This window comes from Olivibacter domesticus, from assembly GCF_900109575.1.
GTDB classification, from domain to species: Bacteria; Bacteroidota; Bacteroidia; order Sphingobacteriales; family Sphingobacteriaceae; genus Olivibacter; species Olivibacter domesticus.
Window position 1 is genome coordinate 211,454 of record NZ_FOAF01000008.1, and the last position, 14,552, is coordinate 226,005.

A 14,552-nucleotide genomic window follows, 5' to 3' on the forward strand; every position below is an offset into this window, starting at 1 on the left:
ATTTTTTGAAATAATAAAATTGCTCCTTCTAAAATTTTGCCTTTCTTTTCCATTATAGAATAATAAATTGTAAATTGACCACGTAACAGCCTATTTTTAAACTATCCGTATGATAAACAAAGTAGTTAAAGATGCTAACGAAGCGATACGTGGAATTTGCGACGGGATGACCTTGATGCTGGGAGGCTTTGGCTTATGTGGAATTCCAGAAAAATGCATTGAAGCAATTGTAAAAAAGGAAATAAGAAATTTGACATGTATTTCGAATAATGCCGGAGTAGATGATTTCGGAATTGGCCTTATGTTGCAAAAGAAATTGGTAAAGAAAATGATCGCTTCTTATGTGGGCGAAAATGCCGAATTTGAAAGACAACTCTTATCAGGGGAATTGGAGGTGGAACTTATTCCCCAGGGAACCTTGGCTACCCGTTGTTTGGCTGCCGGGTATGGTATGCCAGCGATTTTTACGCCTGCAGGAGTCGGTACAGAGGTAGCCGTTGGAAAGGAGATGAGGAATTTTAATGGTAAAGACTATCTTATGGAATTAGCTTTTGATGCTGATTTTGCGCTTGTGAAAGCTTGGAAAGGCGACACAACGGGAAATTTAATATTTCGTTCTACTGCTAGGAATTTCAATCCGATTATGGCAATGGCAGGTAAAATTACGATAGCCGAGGTAGAAGAATTAGTGCCTATTGGTCAACTTGATCCCGACCAGATCCATACTCCAGGTATTTATGTTCATCGTATTTTTCAAGGCGAAGCCTATGAAAAGAGGATTGAAAAGAGGACTGTACGGAATTAGTATAATGGAATAATAGTTAATTCGTAGAATAGTTTATTGGAAAACACATAATTTCAGGTTAAAAAACAGGCGAAATAGTATAAGTGATGAGTACCTTTGAAGATTTAGAAGTTTGGAAAAATTGTAGGGATCTCAGGAATAACTTGAGTAATATCACAAAACAGTTTCCTGTCGAAGAGAAATATCGATTAACTGACCAATTGAAAAGAGCGAGTCGATCGGCCACAGCGAATATTGCCGAAGGATACGGGCGGTTTCATTATCAAGAAAATATACAATTCTGTAGGCAATCGAGAGGCTCTCTTTACGAAGTACTTGATCATTTAATTTGTGCTTTGGATGAAGAATATATAAACAACGAGGCTTTTCAGAAAAGTAAAGCTAGTTTAGAAAAATGTATAGCACTTTTGAATGGATATATACTTTATCTTAAAAAACGAAAAGAATTGTAATAATGGTTCATTAACCAGTTAACAATTTAACTATTTAACAATTCAACCACTTACAACATGGTATTAAATAAAGAAGGAATAGCCAAACGCATTGCGCAGGAAATAAAAGATGGTTATTACGTAAATTTAGGAATCGGAATTCCAACATTGGTAGCCAATTATATTCCAGATAATATTGAGGTTGTTTTGCAATCAGAAAACGGATTATTAGGCATGGGCCCTTTTCCGTTTGCAGGAGAAGAGGATCCGGACCTTATTAATGCCGGGAAACAGACAGTCACTACGCTTCCTGGATCAGCAATATTCGATTCGGCTATGAGCTTCGGCATGATACGGGCAAAAAAAGTAGATCTGACTATATTGGGTGCAATGGAAGTTTCGGAAACAGGAGATATTGCTAATTGGAAGATTCCGGGAAAAATGGTGAAAGGGATGGGGGGAGCTATGGATTTGGTGGCCTCTGCTGAAAATATTATCGTTGCAATGCAACAGGTGAATAAGGCGGGCGAGAGCAAATTATTATCTGCTTGCACGCTTCCACTTACCGGTGTTAAATGCGTTAAAAAAGTTGTAACAGAATTGGCAGTTTTTGAAATAGATCCAAAATTTAATGGTTTTCGTTTATTGGAAAGAGCTCCAGGATTAAGTGTTGATGAAATTAGAAATGCTACAGCCGGAAAGTTTATTGCCGAAGGAAATATTCCTGAGATGAGACTTTAAAAAAGTTTCTTTCGGAGGTCCGCTGATATCTCATCTGTAATCTTAACCATATTAGCTACATCATCTGTGTTGTTTTCTATAATACGATCACAAATATTTTTGTAAGGATATAAGTATTTTTCAAAACTAGGTAAAACGTGATTAAACCATTTATATTTTACATCCTCCTCATCATAACCGCGCTCAACAAGGTCACGCTTCAACCTACGCGCTAAGGCAATATGTTCGTCAGCATGAAGAAATATCCGTTCATCAAGCATGGCGTTGATTTCTTCAAAGTGAAAAATAAACAATCCTTCAACAATTAATAGTGGTGCAGGTTTTATCTCAAGTATTTTTGGCGTTAGGGCTGGATTATTAAAGGTATATTCTTCTTTATAAACAACTTTACCTTCAAATAAATCATTGATATCGTGAGAAAATTGCGTTCGATTAATAGACGAAGGCACGTCAAAGTTATAAAGCTTGTTTTCTTCTTGGGTTTTAGTGTTTGCAGGTATATAGTAATCGTCTTGCGAAATTAAGGTTACCTCGTGATCTTTAAAATGATTTAAAAAGCATTTTAAGAAAAAGGTTTTCCCAGACCCACTGCTTCCCGCTATACCAACAACATAAGGTTTCTTAGACATCTTTCGTGCTTAGCGCTTTAACAGGAGAACAACCTGTTAAATACGTTGATTTTTTTCGCGCAAAAATAAATAAAACTTTGTAATTATGGGTGCTTGATTACCTGTTGCATTCAACTTTTCTCGCTTAACACTACACTTTCCGCCCCCTTTAGCTACAATTTGGGCCTTGCCCGGCTATTCACGATCTAACTACACAACTATTTAACTACTCAAGAATTTAACTACTCAACTAATAAGATATGTTCACTTGAAATCTACGATCAATAACACCTATTAAGGAAGCAACAGATTTTGATATTACAATGATAGCATCTTTATTTTCAGAGGTTTCATTGAACTTACCCACGACCTTAGCATAAGTGGTTCTATTCGTCATAGGATTCGTTATTTTGATAACTGTTCCCACGGGAGCGGAATTATGTAAGGCTAGCATTTTTCCCGTTTCACCATTTAAATCGTCCATCCAAATGCCAATACCATTTGCAGCAACTTGCTTAATACCATAACGGTTCGCAGGAGTACTATCTGTCTTGAATTCTTCAACTTTTTCCTCAGATGAAAGATCTTCTAGACGTTTATTTGTGCTTGTTTGCTCCCCCTGTCCATCTACTGAAGATAATTCTTTGTTACTGATTACTTTTTTAGCAACCGTTGGATCCGAAGCAGCAGCTTCCACAGTGGTGTTTGGTATCTTAATAATCTGGCCAGCCTTCAACGAATTATCTGCAAGACTGTTTGCTTGTTTTATGGCGTCTACACTTACACCAAAACGTTTTGAAATAGCAAATAATGTTTCTTTCGTACCTACTTTATATTCTATAAAATCAGTTGCTTGAGATGTTACTGTTGTTCCCCCATTTGTTGGCGGGACGTCTGGTGTGGATTGACCTGCCGCGACAGTTTTATTACTATTCGTATTATTAGTAAAAGCTATGTTGGTAGGTATTTTTACTACTTCCCCTGATCTAAGAGATTTATTAGCATTAAAAGAGATGATATCTTTTGGGCTTAGGTTGTATTTTCTCGCTAAGGAATAATAAGATTCTTTTGATTCTATTTTGTGTAGAATCACTTTTTTGCCTCCTTGATTCTCCACGCCAACGGAATCACGAACGGTTAAAGGGCTTGCCAAAACAATACTACTACTTATAATGCAGGTAAATGTTAATCCTAGTTTTTTTAATGTTTTCTCGTTCTTCATATATCTTACAATTATACAAAATACGAAACAATTTCCTGTTTATTGTTTCGTATAAAAAACAATTGTTGGCCTACCATAAAAAAAACTTCAGGTAATAAATGCTCAAGGTTATTTTCTAAGCATAGATTAACATAGATTTGGTTGTTTTTTAAAATCGTTAGCATAAGTTTAAGGTCTCCTTCTGTTTGTTCATGATATGCCCAATAAGATGTTTCTCCATCATCCAAAAGGAAATAAGGACCGACAATAGGTTGATCCGTTAGATTTACAAGTGGAGTTCGATGAGTAGGAGAAGGTGATTTTATTGTCCGTTGTAACGGCGTCAATGTACTTAAAGAATTTGTAGTAAAAAGAGCTTCACCGGTGTATTCGTCTAAAATCGCAATGTTGTTTTTAGCGAAAGTAGGTACAGTAACCGCTGGACCTTCTTCTACTAATTCCTGAAATTGAATGTTAAATCGTTCCCACGTTACATCCTTTCCTTCCAGATTTATGGCTACCAGTGCTTGGGTTTGTGCTTGGCTAGGATTTGGATAATGCTGCAGCAGCAAGTGTGTAGCAGTTGTTGTCGCCAGTGTCCACCATCTATCGCCATAAGAGATCTTATCCAGCTTGAGCATGCCCGTAGGATAATGAATTACAGAGAAATAAGGATTCCCCTCTTTTGTTCTCCACTCTATCGCGAGAAGTTGTGCTACTTCATGAATATCCATTTTCCAGATGGCACCCTCGAACTGATGGGCAAATGCTCTTTTCATAAGACCGCCAACTTACGCAACTTTTAATTATCTTTAAAAAAAAATACCAAAAATAGAACAGACTAAGAAGTATATGTTATTGAGATGTTCTAACTGTGATAAACCTATGCATAGTCAAATCACTAAGAGTGGAATTAAATTTGTATTATTATTAAAAACTACGGATGAAACAACTTTTAAGGTTTAAGCGACAAATGCTACTTTGTCTAATATTTTTAATGGGGCTGTTACATGTAGGAGCCGCTCAGCAAGGGAGCAATGTTTATCATTTCAATTTAAGTGAAGAAATTGGCCCAGCTGCATGGCGAAAAACGGATAGAGCATTTTTAGAGGCAAAGGAAAGTGGTGCAACAATTATGTTGATTGAGATAAATACCTATGGTGGAATGCTTAATTATGCCGATTCTATCCGTACCAAAATTTTAAATACGCCTCTAAAAACAATTGGTTTCATCAATCATAATGCTGCTTCCGCAGGGGCTTTGATTGCCATTGCCTGTGATAAGATTTACATGGTTAAAGGCGCTAGTATGGGCGCAGCGAGTGTCGTAAATCCTCAAGGAGAAATCATGCCGGAAAAATACCAGTCGTACATGAGGAGCCTTATGCGAGCTACCGCAGAAGCGAAAGGGCGAGATCCAAAGGTAGCCGAAGCATTTGTCGACCCAGATGTTGTACTACCCCAGTTAAAAGAGCCGGGTAAAGTGTTAACGCTCACTACTGCTGAAGCAGTGAAGATAGGTTTAGCGACGTCAGAAGTGACAGATTTGAAGGATATTTTTGTTAAAGAGCGTTTAACCTCGCCAATTGTGCATCGCTATCAGGCTACTTGGATAGATCAGGTTATTAATTTTTTGATAAATCCGGCTGTTAGCGGCGTTTTAATACTCTTGATCATCGGCGGAATATACTTTGAAATGCAAACCCCAGGAATCGGTTTCGCTTTAGTTATAGCCATCATTGCGGCATCATTATTTTTTGCGCCACTTTATATTCAAGGGCTTGCTGATAATTGGGAGATTGCGCTCTTTGTCATCGGTTTAATCTTGTTGTTGTTGGAAGTTTTTGTTATCCCAGGTTTCGGTGTGGCAGGTATTTTAGGTATTATTGCGTTGGTATGTGGATTGGCCTTTAGCATGGTGCCAAATGAACAATTTAATTTTTTACCTGTTGAGCCAAATCAAATCATGACTTCCTTCATTATTGTGATCGTTTCAACGATTGCTTCGATTATACTTAGTGTAATTTTCGGTAAAAGCATACTCAAATCCAGCGCCTTTAAGAGACTTGTATTGGCAGACGAGCAGCAGTCCGGCTTAGGTTACGTGTCTTCCGTGAAATTGACAGATCTGATAAATAAAGAAGGTATTGCAAAAACAGCGCTAAGGCCATCCGGTAAAGTTGAAATAGAAGGGAAATGGTATGATGCAGTAGCGTTGGATGGTTTTGTTGAAAAAGATACCATCGTTTATGTTGAAAAACATGAAAACTATAATCTTTTTGTAAGGAAAAAAGCAGATGATAAAGTTTATTAATTCGTCAAACAAATAAACCATTAGGGTGTTATTGCTATTAAATAGCTTGAAAATTGTCATTTCAAAAGTTCTTTTGGGCTACGCAAATTTCACATAGGCTATATTAAGAACATTAATTTAATACGTGTATGAATCCTAAAGCAATAAGTTTAGAAGAGAAAAAATTAAGACCAGTAGTTGATCACCTTAACGATTTATTAGCGAATTATCATGTGCATTATCAAAAACTACGGGGTTGTCATTGGAACGTGAGAGGTTCGCATTTTTTTACATTGCATGCGAAATTTGAAGAACTTTATAATAACGCCATTACTACCATTGATGAGCTGGCCGAACGGGTTTTAACATTAGGAAAATCACCTCTTAGCAGATATCAAGATTATTTGGAAACATCGGAAATAAAAGAAATTGATACGATAGGGATGTCTGATATTGACTTAGTTAGAGCAGTAGTTGATGATTTAGAACTGCTCATCGCTTTACAGCGGGATTTGTTGGAAATAACAGACGAAGCAAATGATGAAGGTTCAAATGATATGGTAAATGCTTTTATGCAGTTCAATGAAAAACAAAACTGGATGTTACGAGCCTTCTTAAATAAGAACTAAATAATCAGTACAACATTAGTAATTCGGGCCCAATAGAAATGTTGGGCCCGTGTGGTTATACCGCTAAAAGCCCGTTATCTAAGAATTTAACAATTAATTAATCTGATCCATCGATCTTTTTAGAAATGCTTGACTATTTTTGCTAAGAAAATCAAAAATGCTCCCAGTTATTGTAAATTTTTTAGGGTGGACAGGCGCAGCTTGTTGCACTTTAGGCTACTTATTGGTTAGCACCCGCATGATAGATTCGAATAGTTGGAAGTATCAGATGTTAAATGCATTGGGTGGGATTTTTTTAGTGACAAGTGCTTTGTATAATCATGACGCGCCAAATACAGTAGCTAATGGTCTTTGGGCTCTTATTGGTTTGACAAGCCTTTGCCGTCTCTTTCTCTTCCAGTCCTTTAAAAAAAGTAACCATCAATAGTCGATCAAAAGGACTGTCCCGCAAAAAAAGGAAAGATACCCATCATTAAAATGAAGTATCTTTCCTCTAAAGGATTAAAGCTGTTGCAGACATTCCCGCCAATTTTTAAGTTAGCTAGCATTGACTAAATGACATGAAAGGTTGACTGGTAATCCTTAATACCCACCTGCTTTTTCTTTATTAAATGAGAATCGCCGTGAGATACTAAAGCCCCATCTATACTGACCTTTACCCCAGGAACTTGTTGTTTCCGAGATAAACTGTGATTCTTGAATTGCAGTGGCGTTGGTAAAGTTTAAATGGAAGACGTGCCCACCGGTTTCAATCTCCAAACCGACACCCAAGGCGTCATAGAATTTTTGCTGATTTACATTCTCTACATAATCTTTCTTCGTTTTATCTCTAAACGGCAAAAAATAATCAGCTACAATAGCCATGCGCTTGCTTATCTTTAAACGACCACCGGCACCTACTGCGAATATACCGTTTTGGTCTCCAAAAATGGTGTAATTGCGATGCACATAGGTTGGAATAAGTTCAAAAGAAAAAATGGGACTAAATTTTCTAGCCATTACTAATTGACTAACATAGGTGATACGATCGTTAAAGTTTTTATAAGAGGTGGACGCAGCAGGATCGTCTGAAGCTTTAACACCGCTTATTGTACCACTTCCAAAAAATGCGAGGCTGAGGGGGATGGCATTATCGGTGGTTTGTTCTAGAAAGCGGTATTTAAAATTAGCTTCATACAATTGCGTAGCCGCTGTTGCCCCCTTTGCTCTGGCGATACCAATATTCAATTTGTCGGAAACTCCATAATCAAATCCGATCCTAATATCGGTCGACTGATCAAGGCCAAAAAAATTACCTATACCTCCGGTACCGCCAGCTATATCTCCAAATCGATGATCTACCCGGAATTCGAGCTCCTTCTTATGGATGGTTTCAGTCGATTGAGCATTAATTAAATGCGTGGATTTGAAGGTGGCACTTACCTTTTCCCGAGCAGTACTGTCGTCCTGAATTAATTGCTCTAAGTCGTTCTGTGCAAATAAGACAGAAAAGGGGATCATTAAAAGAAAGCACGTGCAAATAAATGTTATATTCTTCATAGAAATTACTTACCTAGTTTTAGCGTTATAAATAGCAGCGACTTTGATATCTAAGGTCTCTGCTATGTTTTTTATGACAATTGTTGGGACCTCGATTCCATGGTCGGCAGTTTTGACTTTGAAGGTACATGCCGCAGTGATGGAACCTTTGTTCACTGTTATTTTTACCGGGGCGGTGTAGTTCTTAGTAACACCATGTACCGTAAGCGTTCCGGCAACCATACACTGATAGGTACCATCACTTTTTAGTTTATCAGGATTCTCTATTTTACCTTTAAATTCTGAAAATGGAAACTGATCGCTCTCCATGTAGTTTTCATTAAAATGCTCTTGCATTAGTTTCTTCTTAAATTGGAAAGAGGTGTTCTTTACTTTAAAAAGAATAGCACCCGTGCTTAAATCCAATGCAGAAAGGCCGTTTTTGCTTATACCTTCGATATCTTCGAGGGGGGTGCTGCTAAAAAAAGATACAGTGGCGCCATTACTTACGAAAGTATTTTGGGCATTTACGGCAGTAGTTGAGAGGGCACCTATTAGCAATAAGGATAAGACTATTTTTTGAATCATGATTTCTTTTATTATTGTTCGGGCATATTACGGTCAAACCAAGCTTTTAGTAGTGCTTTTTCGTTAGCGGTTAATGAGCCCCCTATAGGCATTGTACCAGTAACTAGAACGACATTGTTAATCCTTACTCCATTATCTTTAACGGATGCGTAATCTGAGAAGGTCCATTTGCTGCTTCCGCCGCCGCCTGATGAATGGCATCCACTACATTTTGTTTGCAACAATGCACCAGTAAAATTATTATAGCTTACATTCTCAGCGGTGACTTCATTACCACCTGGAGGTTGAGGTTCCGGCTCTGCTGCCTGGTCTTTAGAGCAACTATGGAGGATTCCAATAGTAGTGATTAAAGTGATGAGCACGTAAAATGACTTTTTTTTCATGATTTTCATAAGATTGTTGTTTAGTCGTTATATATGATTTAATGTTTTTAGTTTGCTGGAGCAACAGCAGTGTTCAAGTTTACGATAGGCCATATACGAGGTTGCGGAAAACTTACTCCTTTGTTATCTCCCCGTTTCATATCCTGGCCAAAATAATATAAAGGCCATCCCTGATAGGTTAATTGTGTCTTTCCAAAAACATTGATGCTAGCCACCAAGTCTTTATTAATAATAGAAGGTAACGGACCAACTGCTGTTTGATAAATTGGCCATATAGCATCATTGCTAAAATCTTCCTTTGTAAATGTGTTCTTATTAAATTTGTCTGGAGCGAAGGAGTAAAGGGTTCTGCCCTCATTGTCTGTGAAATATTGTGTGACGCCATCGCCTATACTTAGATCTTCTTTATAATGATTGCCATCAGCACCAATCAATTGATTATTGACTACCATTAAGACATAATCTGGTTTAGCAACAAACCAAATGCTATTGACACCATCCCCTTTAATGTCGCCTGCTTTTTCATCACTTGCATAATAATAAAGTGGCCAACCTTTATAAGTGCTCTGTTTGGATCCATCGGCGCGCGTAATTACATCAATATCTTCTTGATTAATTTCAGTATCTGAGCTTGCTTCGGCTGAATAATATACAGGCCATATTGCTTCACATCCATCGATACAGGCAGATGATCCATTAGCATCTAAAGAGAAAAAATAAAGGGTTCTTCCATCTTTATCAGTTAATACATTTCCGAAATTACCCGACGATTGGACTTGAATCCCACTGTTTTCGTTATTGGGTGGGCCTTGCTCATCATCTTTTGAGCAAGCGGAAAGAAGGAATAGAAAGGCACTCATGAAACTGAGCCTAACTAAATAAGTCATATTAAACATATTCATTTTTTTATTTTTTTGTTGAATGATATCCTGAATACGATGAGATAGAAGGGGAGGTTGCCTAAGGATAAAAAAAAATTTTTTTTCGCAACAAAAAGTTTACATTCGACCTGAATTAATTTTAGCTTTGAAACAACCTTTTCATAATTATCAACGTAATGCTGTATTGAAAGGAGGGCTTGGTTGGCACCAAAAGAGAGTAAAGAAGAAGATATACGAAAACTAATACAGGGATGTATTAAACAGGATAGAAGTGCCCAAAAGGAACTCTACAGGTATTTCTATGCGCTTTCTATGGGGATTTGCCAACGTTATGCAAATAATAAAATCGACGCCTCCAGCATTATGAATGAGGGCTTTTATAAGGTATTTAAAAATATAAAAAAATATGATTTCACTAAACCTTTTACCGCATGGATTAGTCGAATTATGACTAACTCAGCAATTGATTTTTATCGAGCCAATTTAAAATTCCTTAATAATGACGATATTATTGAGCATGATCATGTAGGGGCAGACAACTCCATTTACGAGAAAATAGATTATCAAGATCTTCTGGTAATGATACAGAACCTTTCACCTGCATATCGGGCGGTCTTTAATTTGTATGCAATAGAAGGATATACACATGAGGAAATTGCAGATATTTTAAGAATTTCAATCGGGACATCAAAATCTAATCTTTTTAAAGCGCGTGCAAAATTAATGGAGATGCTTAAAAGATATGAAACGCAGCCGCCGTCAGTTTTAGGAGATATGGATTTTAACGAGTAAGTGTGATGGAAGAGAATAATATGGATAAACTATTCAAAAATGGATTGAAAAATCCAGAAATGCCTTTCGAAGAGGCAGATTGGATAGCTATGGAGAAAAAACTCGATGCTGCGAGGGCGAAAAAAGTAAGGCTCATTTGGATGGTGTCATTGAGCGCGGCAGCGGCCATTATATTAGCATTTTTTATTGCTATATGGTTACCTGCGCCTTTCAATAAGCCTGTTATTGACGTAGTTAAAAAACAAGATAGCGTTAAGAAAATAATTTCTCCTCCAACGCCAACTCTTCCTTCCACAAAACAAGAGACTACAAATACAGAAAGCACAGGTCATGGTCTTTTCGTAGAAAAAGAATCCATTGATCATTTGGACAGGAATACCATTGAACAACTAGATAAGAAATACGGTTTGATATACAGAGATACTTTACTTGCTCATGTGCAGACTGGAGAACCTATGTTGACGAAGGGGGGTGAATTTAATTCGATTCCAGTTTATGAAGAGCGTATTTTAAAGCCCGCAGTTGAACAGCCAAAAACCAAAGCATTGAGCAGACAAAAAAATAGATCATCATATCTTACTATTCTAGCGGCACCTGATTTAACCACTGTACAAGGTGCTGGTAATCCACAGGTAAGTCAAAATATAGGTATGCTGTATACTATGCCTTTAAGTAATAAATTTAGTGTTTCTGGCGGATTGCTATATGCAAAGAAAAACTATCATTCGCCATATAGTTTTTACAGGCCAAAAATACAAAGAAATTATGGGCTAACCCCGAGTCAGGTCGACGCGGCTTGTGACGTACTGGATATTCCGATTGAATTGAATTATCAATTATATAGTAAACGAGCAACTCAGATTAAAATAAGTGCGGGTGTCTCAAGTTATTTTATGTTAAGAGAGCAATATAAATTTAGCTATGATACGAGTAATCCAGATCAGCAAAACTTGCGTACGAACTATGAAATTAGAGGACAGAATAATCACCTTTTTGGAGTAGCTAACATCTCTGCTACATTTGAACAGGAATTGAATAATAATATCACTATAGGCGTAAGACCATTTATAAAGCTACCGTTAACAGGAATCGGCTATGGTCAGACCAAACTGGAGTCTAAGGGATTGGCCGTTTCCGTAGGCTTCAAGCTTGGTAAAAGGGCTAAGTAGTTGAGTAGGGAAATAGTTAAGTAGAGGAGTAGTTGAGTAGTTAAGTGTCTGTGGCAAGCCTAAAGCCAACTAAGGGGCCTTCGTAAGTAAATATTCTACAAAAGTAGCTAAAATATAATCCCATCCTTCAGACGACGCCATCATCTCCTCATAAGTGTCACCTTCAGTGCCATGTTTTGAAAAATTTCTATGTTCCAATAAAATTTTAGTATATCCGTTTTCGTTGTTAAATGAAATTTCTACTTCACTAGCTCTTTCGGGATTAGGTTCAGGAGCCCTACTGGGGCCTATTTGCCAATAAAAAGTAATTGAGTTATCATCTATTTTCGTAATTCTTCCCCAATCACTCTGAAACCCATAAGGACCAATTTCAGTAAAAAATCCATTGACAATTGGATTTACCTTTAATGCTACCAATTGGTCTTGGGACCATGTGTACGCTTTAGGCCACCAATTCCCTAGGTCTTGTAGGAAAACCCTAAATGTTTTCTCGCTATCCGTGTCTACGATCACCTTTTTTTTAATGTCAGCCATAACCGTAAATGATTGTTAACTTAATGATTATCCATGCGCTACAATACATTTTAACAAGTAATCGAGGCGATGGTTTTAATATTCTTAAGTCATAAGCATCTTCGAGGTACCCTTGAGATACAAAATACAGGGGTGTTAGGTAGGGCTAGGGGTACTAAAAGGATAGGTGAACCCTAGGTAAAGGTACGCCATGGGTGGATAAAATGAGGACTTGACTTTTCTTTGAACAATAAAAAAAGCTGCGGTTGATAAGTCATCAACCGCAGCTTTTTTTATTGCAACTAGAATTTTGCGCCAAATGTTAAAAAGACGTTATTACGCGTATTAGTTACGTTAGCAACGGGTGTACTTACCTCATAGTCGGCTGGAAGTGAGTAAGGGAAAGTATCATACTTTTGTCTCCAGTTTTGATAAGTAGCATCTATATAATAGTTGCCGATCCTATATCCTAAACCACCAGAGATTGTTTGAGCAGAGTAATCTAAATTTTTATAGGGATTACCAGAGTGGTTATAACCACCACGAATCATAAATTGCGGTGTGATCATATATTCGGCTCCAACTTTCAGATTTATTGCGCCTTGGTAAGCTGCAGAAATATCATCAGCATATTGCATATCAAGCGCATTATCGTCTGTTGTGATTTTCATGCTGGCATAATCTATGAACTCGATATCTGCACTAATTAATCCTTTACTTAATACAGCAGCTATACCACCATTTAAACGATAAGGCGAGCGAAAGTTATAATCGTATGTAAACGGTTCTTCTGGATATGTTAATGGATCTCCCACAGGAGTTGAGCTGTTTGCTTGATAGTTTCTTACTTCAAAGAAATCACTGAAATCGCTGCTCATATTATACCAAGTAGGGGTTGTGGCAGAAACACCTAGTCGAATAATATCAGTTGGGCGATAAATTACACCCAATTTTACATTTACACCTGTTCCCCTGGTGTGAGTCCAATTTTCGTAATCATATTGATAGTCAGTATTTAAATACTTATTATAATTCTGGTACTCAGGGTGTGTTGGATCTAAAAATCTTGAACCTTCCGTTCCAACACCAAGCTGATTTCTGTAATTCGTAAGTGTGGCAGCGTCTATTAAATAACCATCTTCCTGATAAGCATGGTTGGTTCTGTAATCCATAGTAGAAATACCAACTGATGCACCTAAATATAGCTTATTACTATAATTAGCACCAAATGAGAGGTTCGTTTCTGATTGGGAACCTCTCGTTTGGTTGAATATCCTTTGCGTATTATCAGGAACGGTCATAGGGTAATAAGTAGTATTAGCACCGCTACCTGCAAAATCAACCAAGCCTGATTGCAGCCCGAAGTCACCAAAAACGCTATTGGCATCATAAGCTTCAATACTCATCATGTCGGCCACACTACTCTCTGTATTATTACCTTGGTAGTTAAGTTTAGAATAAAAACTATTTGTTTTGTTATAACCTATACCCACATTAAAGTTAAGCCATCCTGTTTCAAGATTGCTTCCTCTTGCTCTCATGTTTGGTAAGTTAAATACAATTCCAAGCTGATTTAGCCCAATGCGATCATAATTAGCATTTGTTTGACTTCCGAAATAGGTTGCTTTATTACGATCTCCAAAATAATCGAGTGTTAAGCCGATATCCGAATTGTTAAAAAAGCCTAAGCCCGCAGGATTTCCTGATATCGAACTTAAATCTCCACCCAATGCTGTTTGGGCATTTCCCATTGCTTTAAATCTGGCAGTGGCACCTTGTTCATATTGTGAAAAAAGAAGGCCTTCATCTATATTTTGAGCTTGGGATGTATAGGTGACTCCTAAAAGAAGGCACCATAGAGTAATCTTTTTGCTATTCATTTTGATAAGATTGGTAATACTTAATAGATAATATATAAAGATAAACAGGTATTAGCTAAACGATTATTTTTTATTGGTCAAAAAAATAACCGACCGATTCAAAATAAATCTGATTACCCG

17 protein-coding genes are annotated in these 14,552 nt (G+C 37.3%); 8 read left to right on the forward strand and 9 right to left on the reverse strand.

Annotated elements, in window-relative coordinates; genetic code table 11:
- Positions 1 to 109 precede the first annotated feature (109 nt).
- From BMY50_RS22270 to BMY50_RS22280, 3 genes are all read left to right on the forward strand, one after another.
- The gene (locus BMY50_RS22270; protein WP_093329289.1) at positions 110 to 805 is read left to right on the forward strand and encodes a CoA transferase subunit A; all 696 of its coding nucleotides are present in this window, start codon (positions 110 to 112) and stop codon (positions 803 to 805) included.
- Between the two features lie 86 nt (positions 806 to 891).
- Positions 892 to 1,257, forward strand: a complete 366-nt coding sequence (locus BMY50_RS22275; RefSeq protein WP_093329291.1) for a four helix bundle protein — start codon at positions 892 to 894, stop codon at positions 1,255 to 1,257.
- A 57-nt stretch (positions 1,258 to 1,314) separates the two neighbouring features.
- Positions 1,315 to 1,977: a 3-oxoacid CoA-transferase subunit B gene (locus BMY50_RS22280; protein ID WP_093329294.1), complete on the forward strand. Its 663-nt coding sequence runs from the start codon at positions 1,315 to 1,317 to the stop codon at positions 1,975 to 1,977.
- Here the strand turns inward: BMY50_RS22280 and BMY50_RS22285 are convergent.
- The 3 genes from BMY50_RS22285 to BMY50_RS22295 all read right to left on the reverse strand — a co-directional run bounded on the left by BMY50_RS22285 (position 1,974) and on the right by BMY50_RS22295 (position 4,565).
- Positions 1,974 to 2,606, reverse strand: a complete 633-nt coding sequence (locus BMY50_RS22285; protein WP_093329296.1) for a uridine kinase family protein — start codon at positions 2,604 to 2,606, stop codon at positions 1,974 to 1,976. The two genes, BMY50_RS22280 and BMY50_RS22285, sit on opposite strands and share 4 nt — an antisense overlap.
- A 229-nt stretch (positions 2,607 to 2,835) precedes the next feature.
- The gene (locus tag BMY50_RS22290; protein WP_093329299.1) at positions 2,836 to 3,807 is read right to left on the reverse strand and encodes a DPBB and LysM peptidoglycan-binding domain-containing protein; all 972 of its coding nucleotides are present in this window, start codon (positions 3,805 to 3,807) and stop codon (positions 2,836 to 2,838) included.
- Between the two features lie 11 nt (positions 3,808 to 3,818).
- A complete protein-coding gene (locus BMY50_RS22295) occupies positions 3,819 to 4,565 on the reverse strand; it encodes a DUF4905 domain-containing protein (RefSeq protein ID WP_093329300.1) in 747 nt (248 codons plus the stop codon).
- Positions 4,566 to 4,729: 164 nt separating this feature from the next.
- Here BMY50_RS22295 and BMY50_RS22300 point away from each other — a divergent pair, with 164 nt between their 5' ends.
- From BMY50_RS22300 to BMY50_RS22310, 3 genes are all read left to right on the forward strand, one after another.
- Positions 4,730 to 6,100, forward strand: a complete 1,371-nt coding sequence (locus BMY50_RS22300) for an NfeD family protein (RefSeq protein ID WP_238383856.1) — start codon at positions 4,730 to 4,732, stop codon at positions 6,098 to 6,100.
- 128 nt (positions 6,101 to 6,228) lie between these two features.
- On the forward strand, positions 6,229 to 6,708 hold the full coding sequence (locus tag BMY50_RS22305) for a Dps family protein (RefSeq protein WP_093329303.1): 480 nt from the start codon (positions 6,229 to 6,231) through the stop codon (positions 6,706 to 6,708).
- Positions 6,709 to 6,865: 157 nt separating this feature from the next.
- Positions 6,866 to 7,135 (forward strand): CBU_0592 family membrane protein, encoded by a 270-nt coding sequence (locus BMY50_RS22310; protein ID WP_093329305.1) that lies wholly within the window; start codon positions 6,866 to 6,868, stop codon positions 7,133 to 7,135.
- A gap of 155 nt (positions 7,136 to 7,290) precedes the next feature.
- On the opposite strand, the gene BMY50_RS22315 is transcribed toward BMY50_RS22310, so the two are convergent.
- Genes BMY50_RS22315 through BMY50_RS22330 form a run of 4 tightly spaced genes read right to left on the reverse strand, consistent with a single transcriptional unit; the run spans position 7,291 to position 10,099 of the window.
- On the reverse strand, positions 7,291 to 8,247 hold the full coding sequence (locus BMY50_RS22315; RefSeq protein WP_093329307.1) for a DUF5777 family beta-barrel protein: 957 nt from the start codon (positions 8,245 to 8,247) through the stop codon (positions 7,291 to 7,293).
- Between the two features lie 9 nt (positions 8,248 to 8,256).
- Entirely contained in the window at positions 8,257 to 8,814 is a 558-nt protein-coding gene (locus BMY50_RS22320; protein ID WP_093329309.1) for a YceI family protein, read from the reverse strand.
- 11 nt (positions 8,815 to 8,825) lie between these two features.
- On the reverse strand, positions 8,826 to 9,197 hold the full coding sequence (locus BMY50_RS22325) for a hypothetical protein (protein WP_139202310.1): 372 nt from the start codon (positions 9,195 to 9,197) through the stop codon (positions 8,826 to 8,828).
- A 47-nt stretch (positions 9,198 to 9,244) separates the two neighbouring features.
- Complete coding sequence (locus BMY50_RS22330) at positions 9,245 to 10,099, reverse strand: hypothetical protein (RefSeq protein ID WP_238383857.1); 855 nt, start codon at positions 10,097 to 10,099, stop codon at positions 9,245 to 9,247.
- Positions 10,100 to 10,279: 180 nt separating this feature from the next.
- Between BMY50_RS22330 and BMY50_RS22335 the strand changes: the two genes are divergently transcribed.
- The gene (locus tag BMY50_RS22335; protein ID WP_202907911.1) at positions 10,280 to 10,870 is read left to right on the forward strand and encodes an RNA polymerase sigma factor; all 591 of its coding nucleotides are present in this window, start codon (positions 10,280 to 10,282) and stop codon (positions 10,868 to 10,870) included.
- 5 nt (positions 10,871 to 10,875) lie between these two features.
- Entirely contained in the window at positions 10,876 to 12,039 is a 1,164-nt protein-coding gene (locus BMY50_RS22340; protein WP_093329317.1) for an outer membrane beta-barrel protein, read from the forward strand.
- 69 nt (positions 12,040 to 12,108) lie between these two features.
- On the opposite strand, the gene BMY50_RS22345 is transcribed toward BMY50_RS22340, so the two are convergent.
- Together BMY50_RS22345 and BMY50_RS22350 are read right to left on the reverse strand one after the other, a co-directional pair.
- On the reverse strand, positions 12,109 to 12,573 hold the full coding sequence (locus tag BMY50_RS22345) for an SRPBCC domain-containing protein (protein WP_093329319.1): 465 nt from the start codon (positions 12,571 to 12,573) through the stop codon (positions 12,109 to 12,111).
- A gap of 281 nt (positions 12,574 to 12,854) precedes the next feature.
- Positions 12,855 to 14,432, reverse strand: coding sequence for an OmpP1/FadL family transporter (locus BMY50_RS22350; protein ID WP_093329322.1), 1,578 nt, complete (start codon positions 14,430 to 14,432; stop codon positions 12,855 to 12,857).
- Positions 14,433 to 14,552: the final 120 nt, after the last annotated feature.

Coding starts and splice junctions, on each gene's coding strand:
- BMY50_RS22280 (WP_093329294.1), top strand. CDS start 1,315: ATGGTATTAAATAAAGAAGGAATAGCCAAACGCATTGCGCAGGAAATA.
- BMY50_RS22320 (WP_093329309.1), bottom strand. CDS start 8,814: ATGATTCAAAAAATAGTCTTATCCTTATTGCTAATAGGTGCCCTCTCA.
- BMY50_RS22295 (WP_093329300.1), bottom strand. CDS start 4,565: ATGAAAAGAGCATTTGCCCATCAGTTCGAGGGTGCCATCTGGAAAATG.
- BMY50_RS22340 (WP_093329317.1), top strand. CDS start 10,876: ATGGAAGAGAATAATATGGATAAACTATTCAAAAATGGATTGAAAAAT.
- BMY50_RS22305 (WP_093329303.1), top strand. CDS start 6,229: ATGAATCCTAAAGCAATAAGTTTAGAAGAGAAAAAATTAAGACCAGTA.
- BMY50_RS22270 (WP_093329289.1), top strand. CDS start 110: ATGATAAACAAAGTAGTTAAAGATGCTAACGAAGCGATACGTGGAATT.
- BMY50_RS22310 (WP_093329305.1), top strand. CDS start 6,866: ATGCTCCCAGTTATTGTAAATTTTTTAGGGTGGACAGGCGCAGCTTGT.
- BMY50_RS22290 (WP_093329299.1), bottom strand. CDS start 3,807: ATGAAGAACGAGAAAACATTAAAAAAACTAGGATTAACATTTACCTGC.
- BMY50_RS22330 (WP_238383857.1), bottom strand. CDS start 10,099: ATGAATATGTTTAATATGACTTATTTAGTTAGGCTCAGTTTCATGAGT.
- BMY50_RS22285 (WP_093329296.1), bottom strand. CDS start 2,606: ATGTCTAAGAAACCTTATGTTGTTGGTATAGCGGGAAGCAGTGGGTCT.
- BMY50_RS22325 (WP_139202310.1), bottom strand. CDS start 9,197: ATGAAAAAAAAGTCATTTTACGTGCTCATCACTTTAATCACTACTATT.
- BMY50_RS22345 (WP_093329319.1), bottom strand. CDS start 12,573: ATGGCTGACATTAAAAAAAAGGTGATCGTAGACACGGATAGCGAGAAA.
- BMY50_RS22350 (WP_093329322.1), bottom strand. CDS start 14,432: ATGAATAGCAAAAAGATTACTCTATGGTGCCTTCTTTTAGGAGTCACC.
- BMY50_RS22315 (WP_093329307.1), bottom strand. CDS start 8,247: ATGAAGAATATAACATTTATTTGCACGTGCTTTCTTTTAATGATCCCC.
- BMY50_RS22275 (WP_093329291.1), top strand. CDS start 892: ATGAGTACCTTTGAAGATTTAGAAGTTTGGAAAAATTGTAGGGATCTC.
- BMY50_RS22300 (WP_238383856.1), top strand. CDS start 4,730: ATGAAACAACTTTTAAGGTTTAAGCGACAAATGCTACTTTGTCTAATA.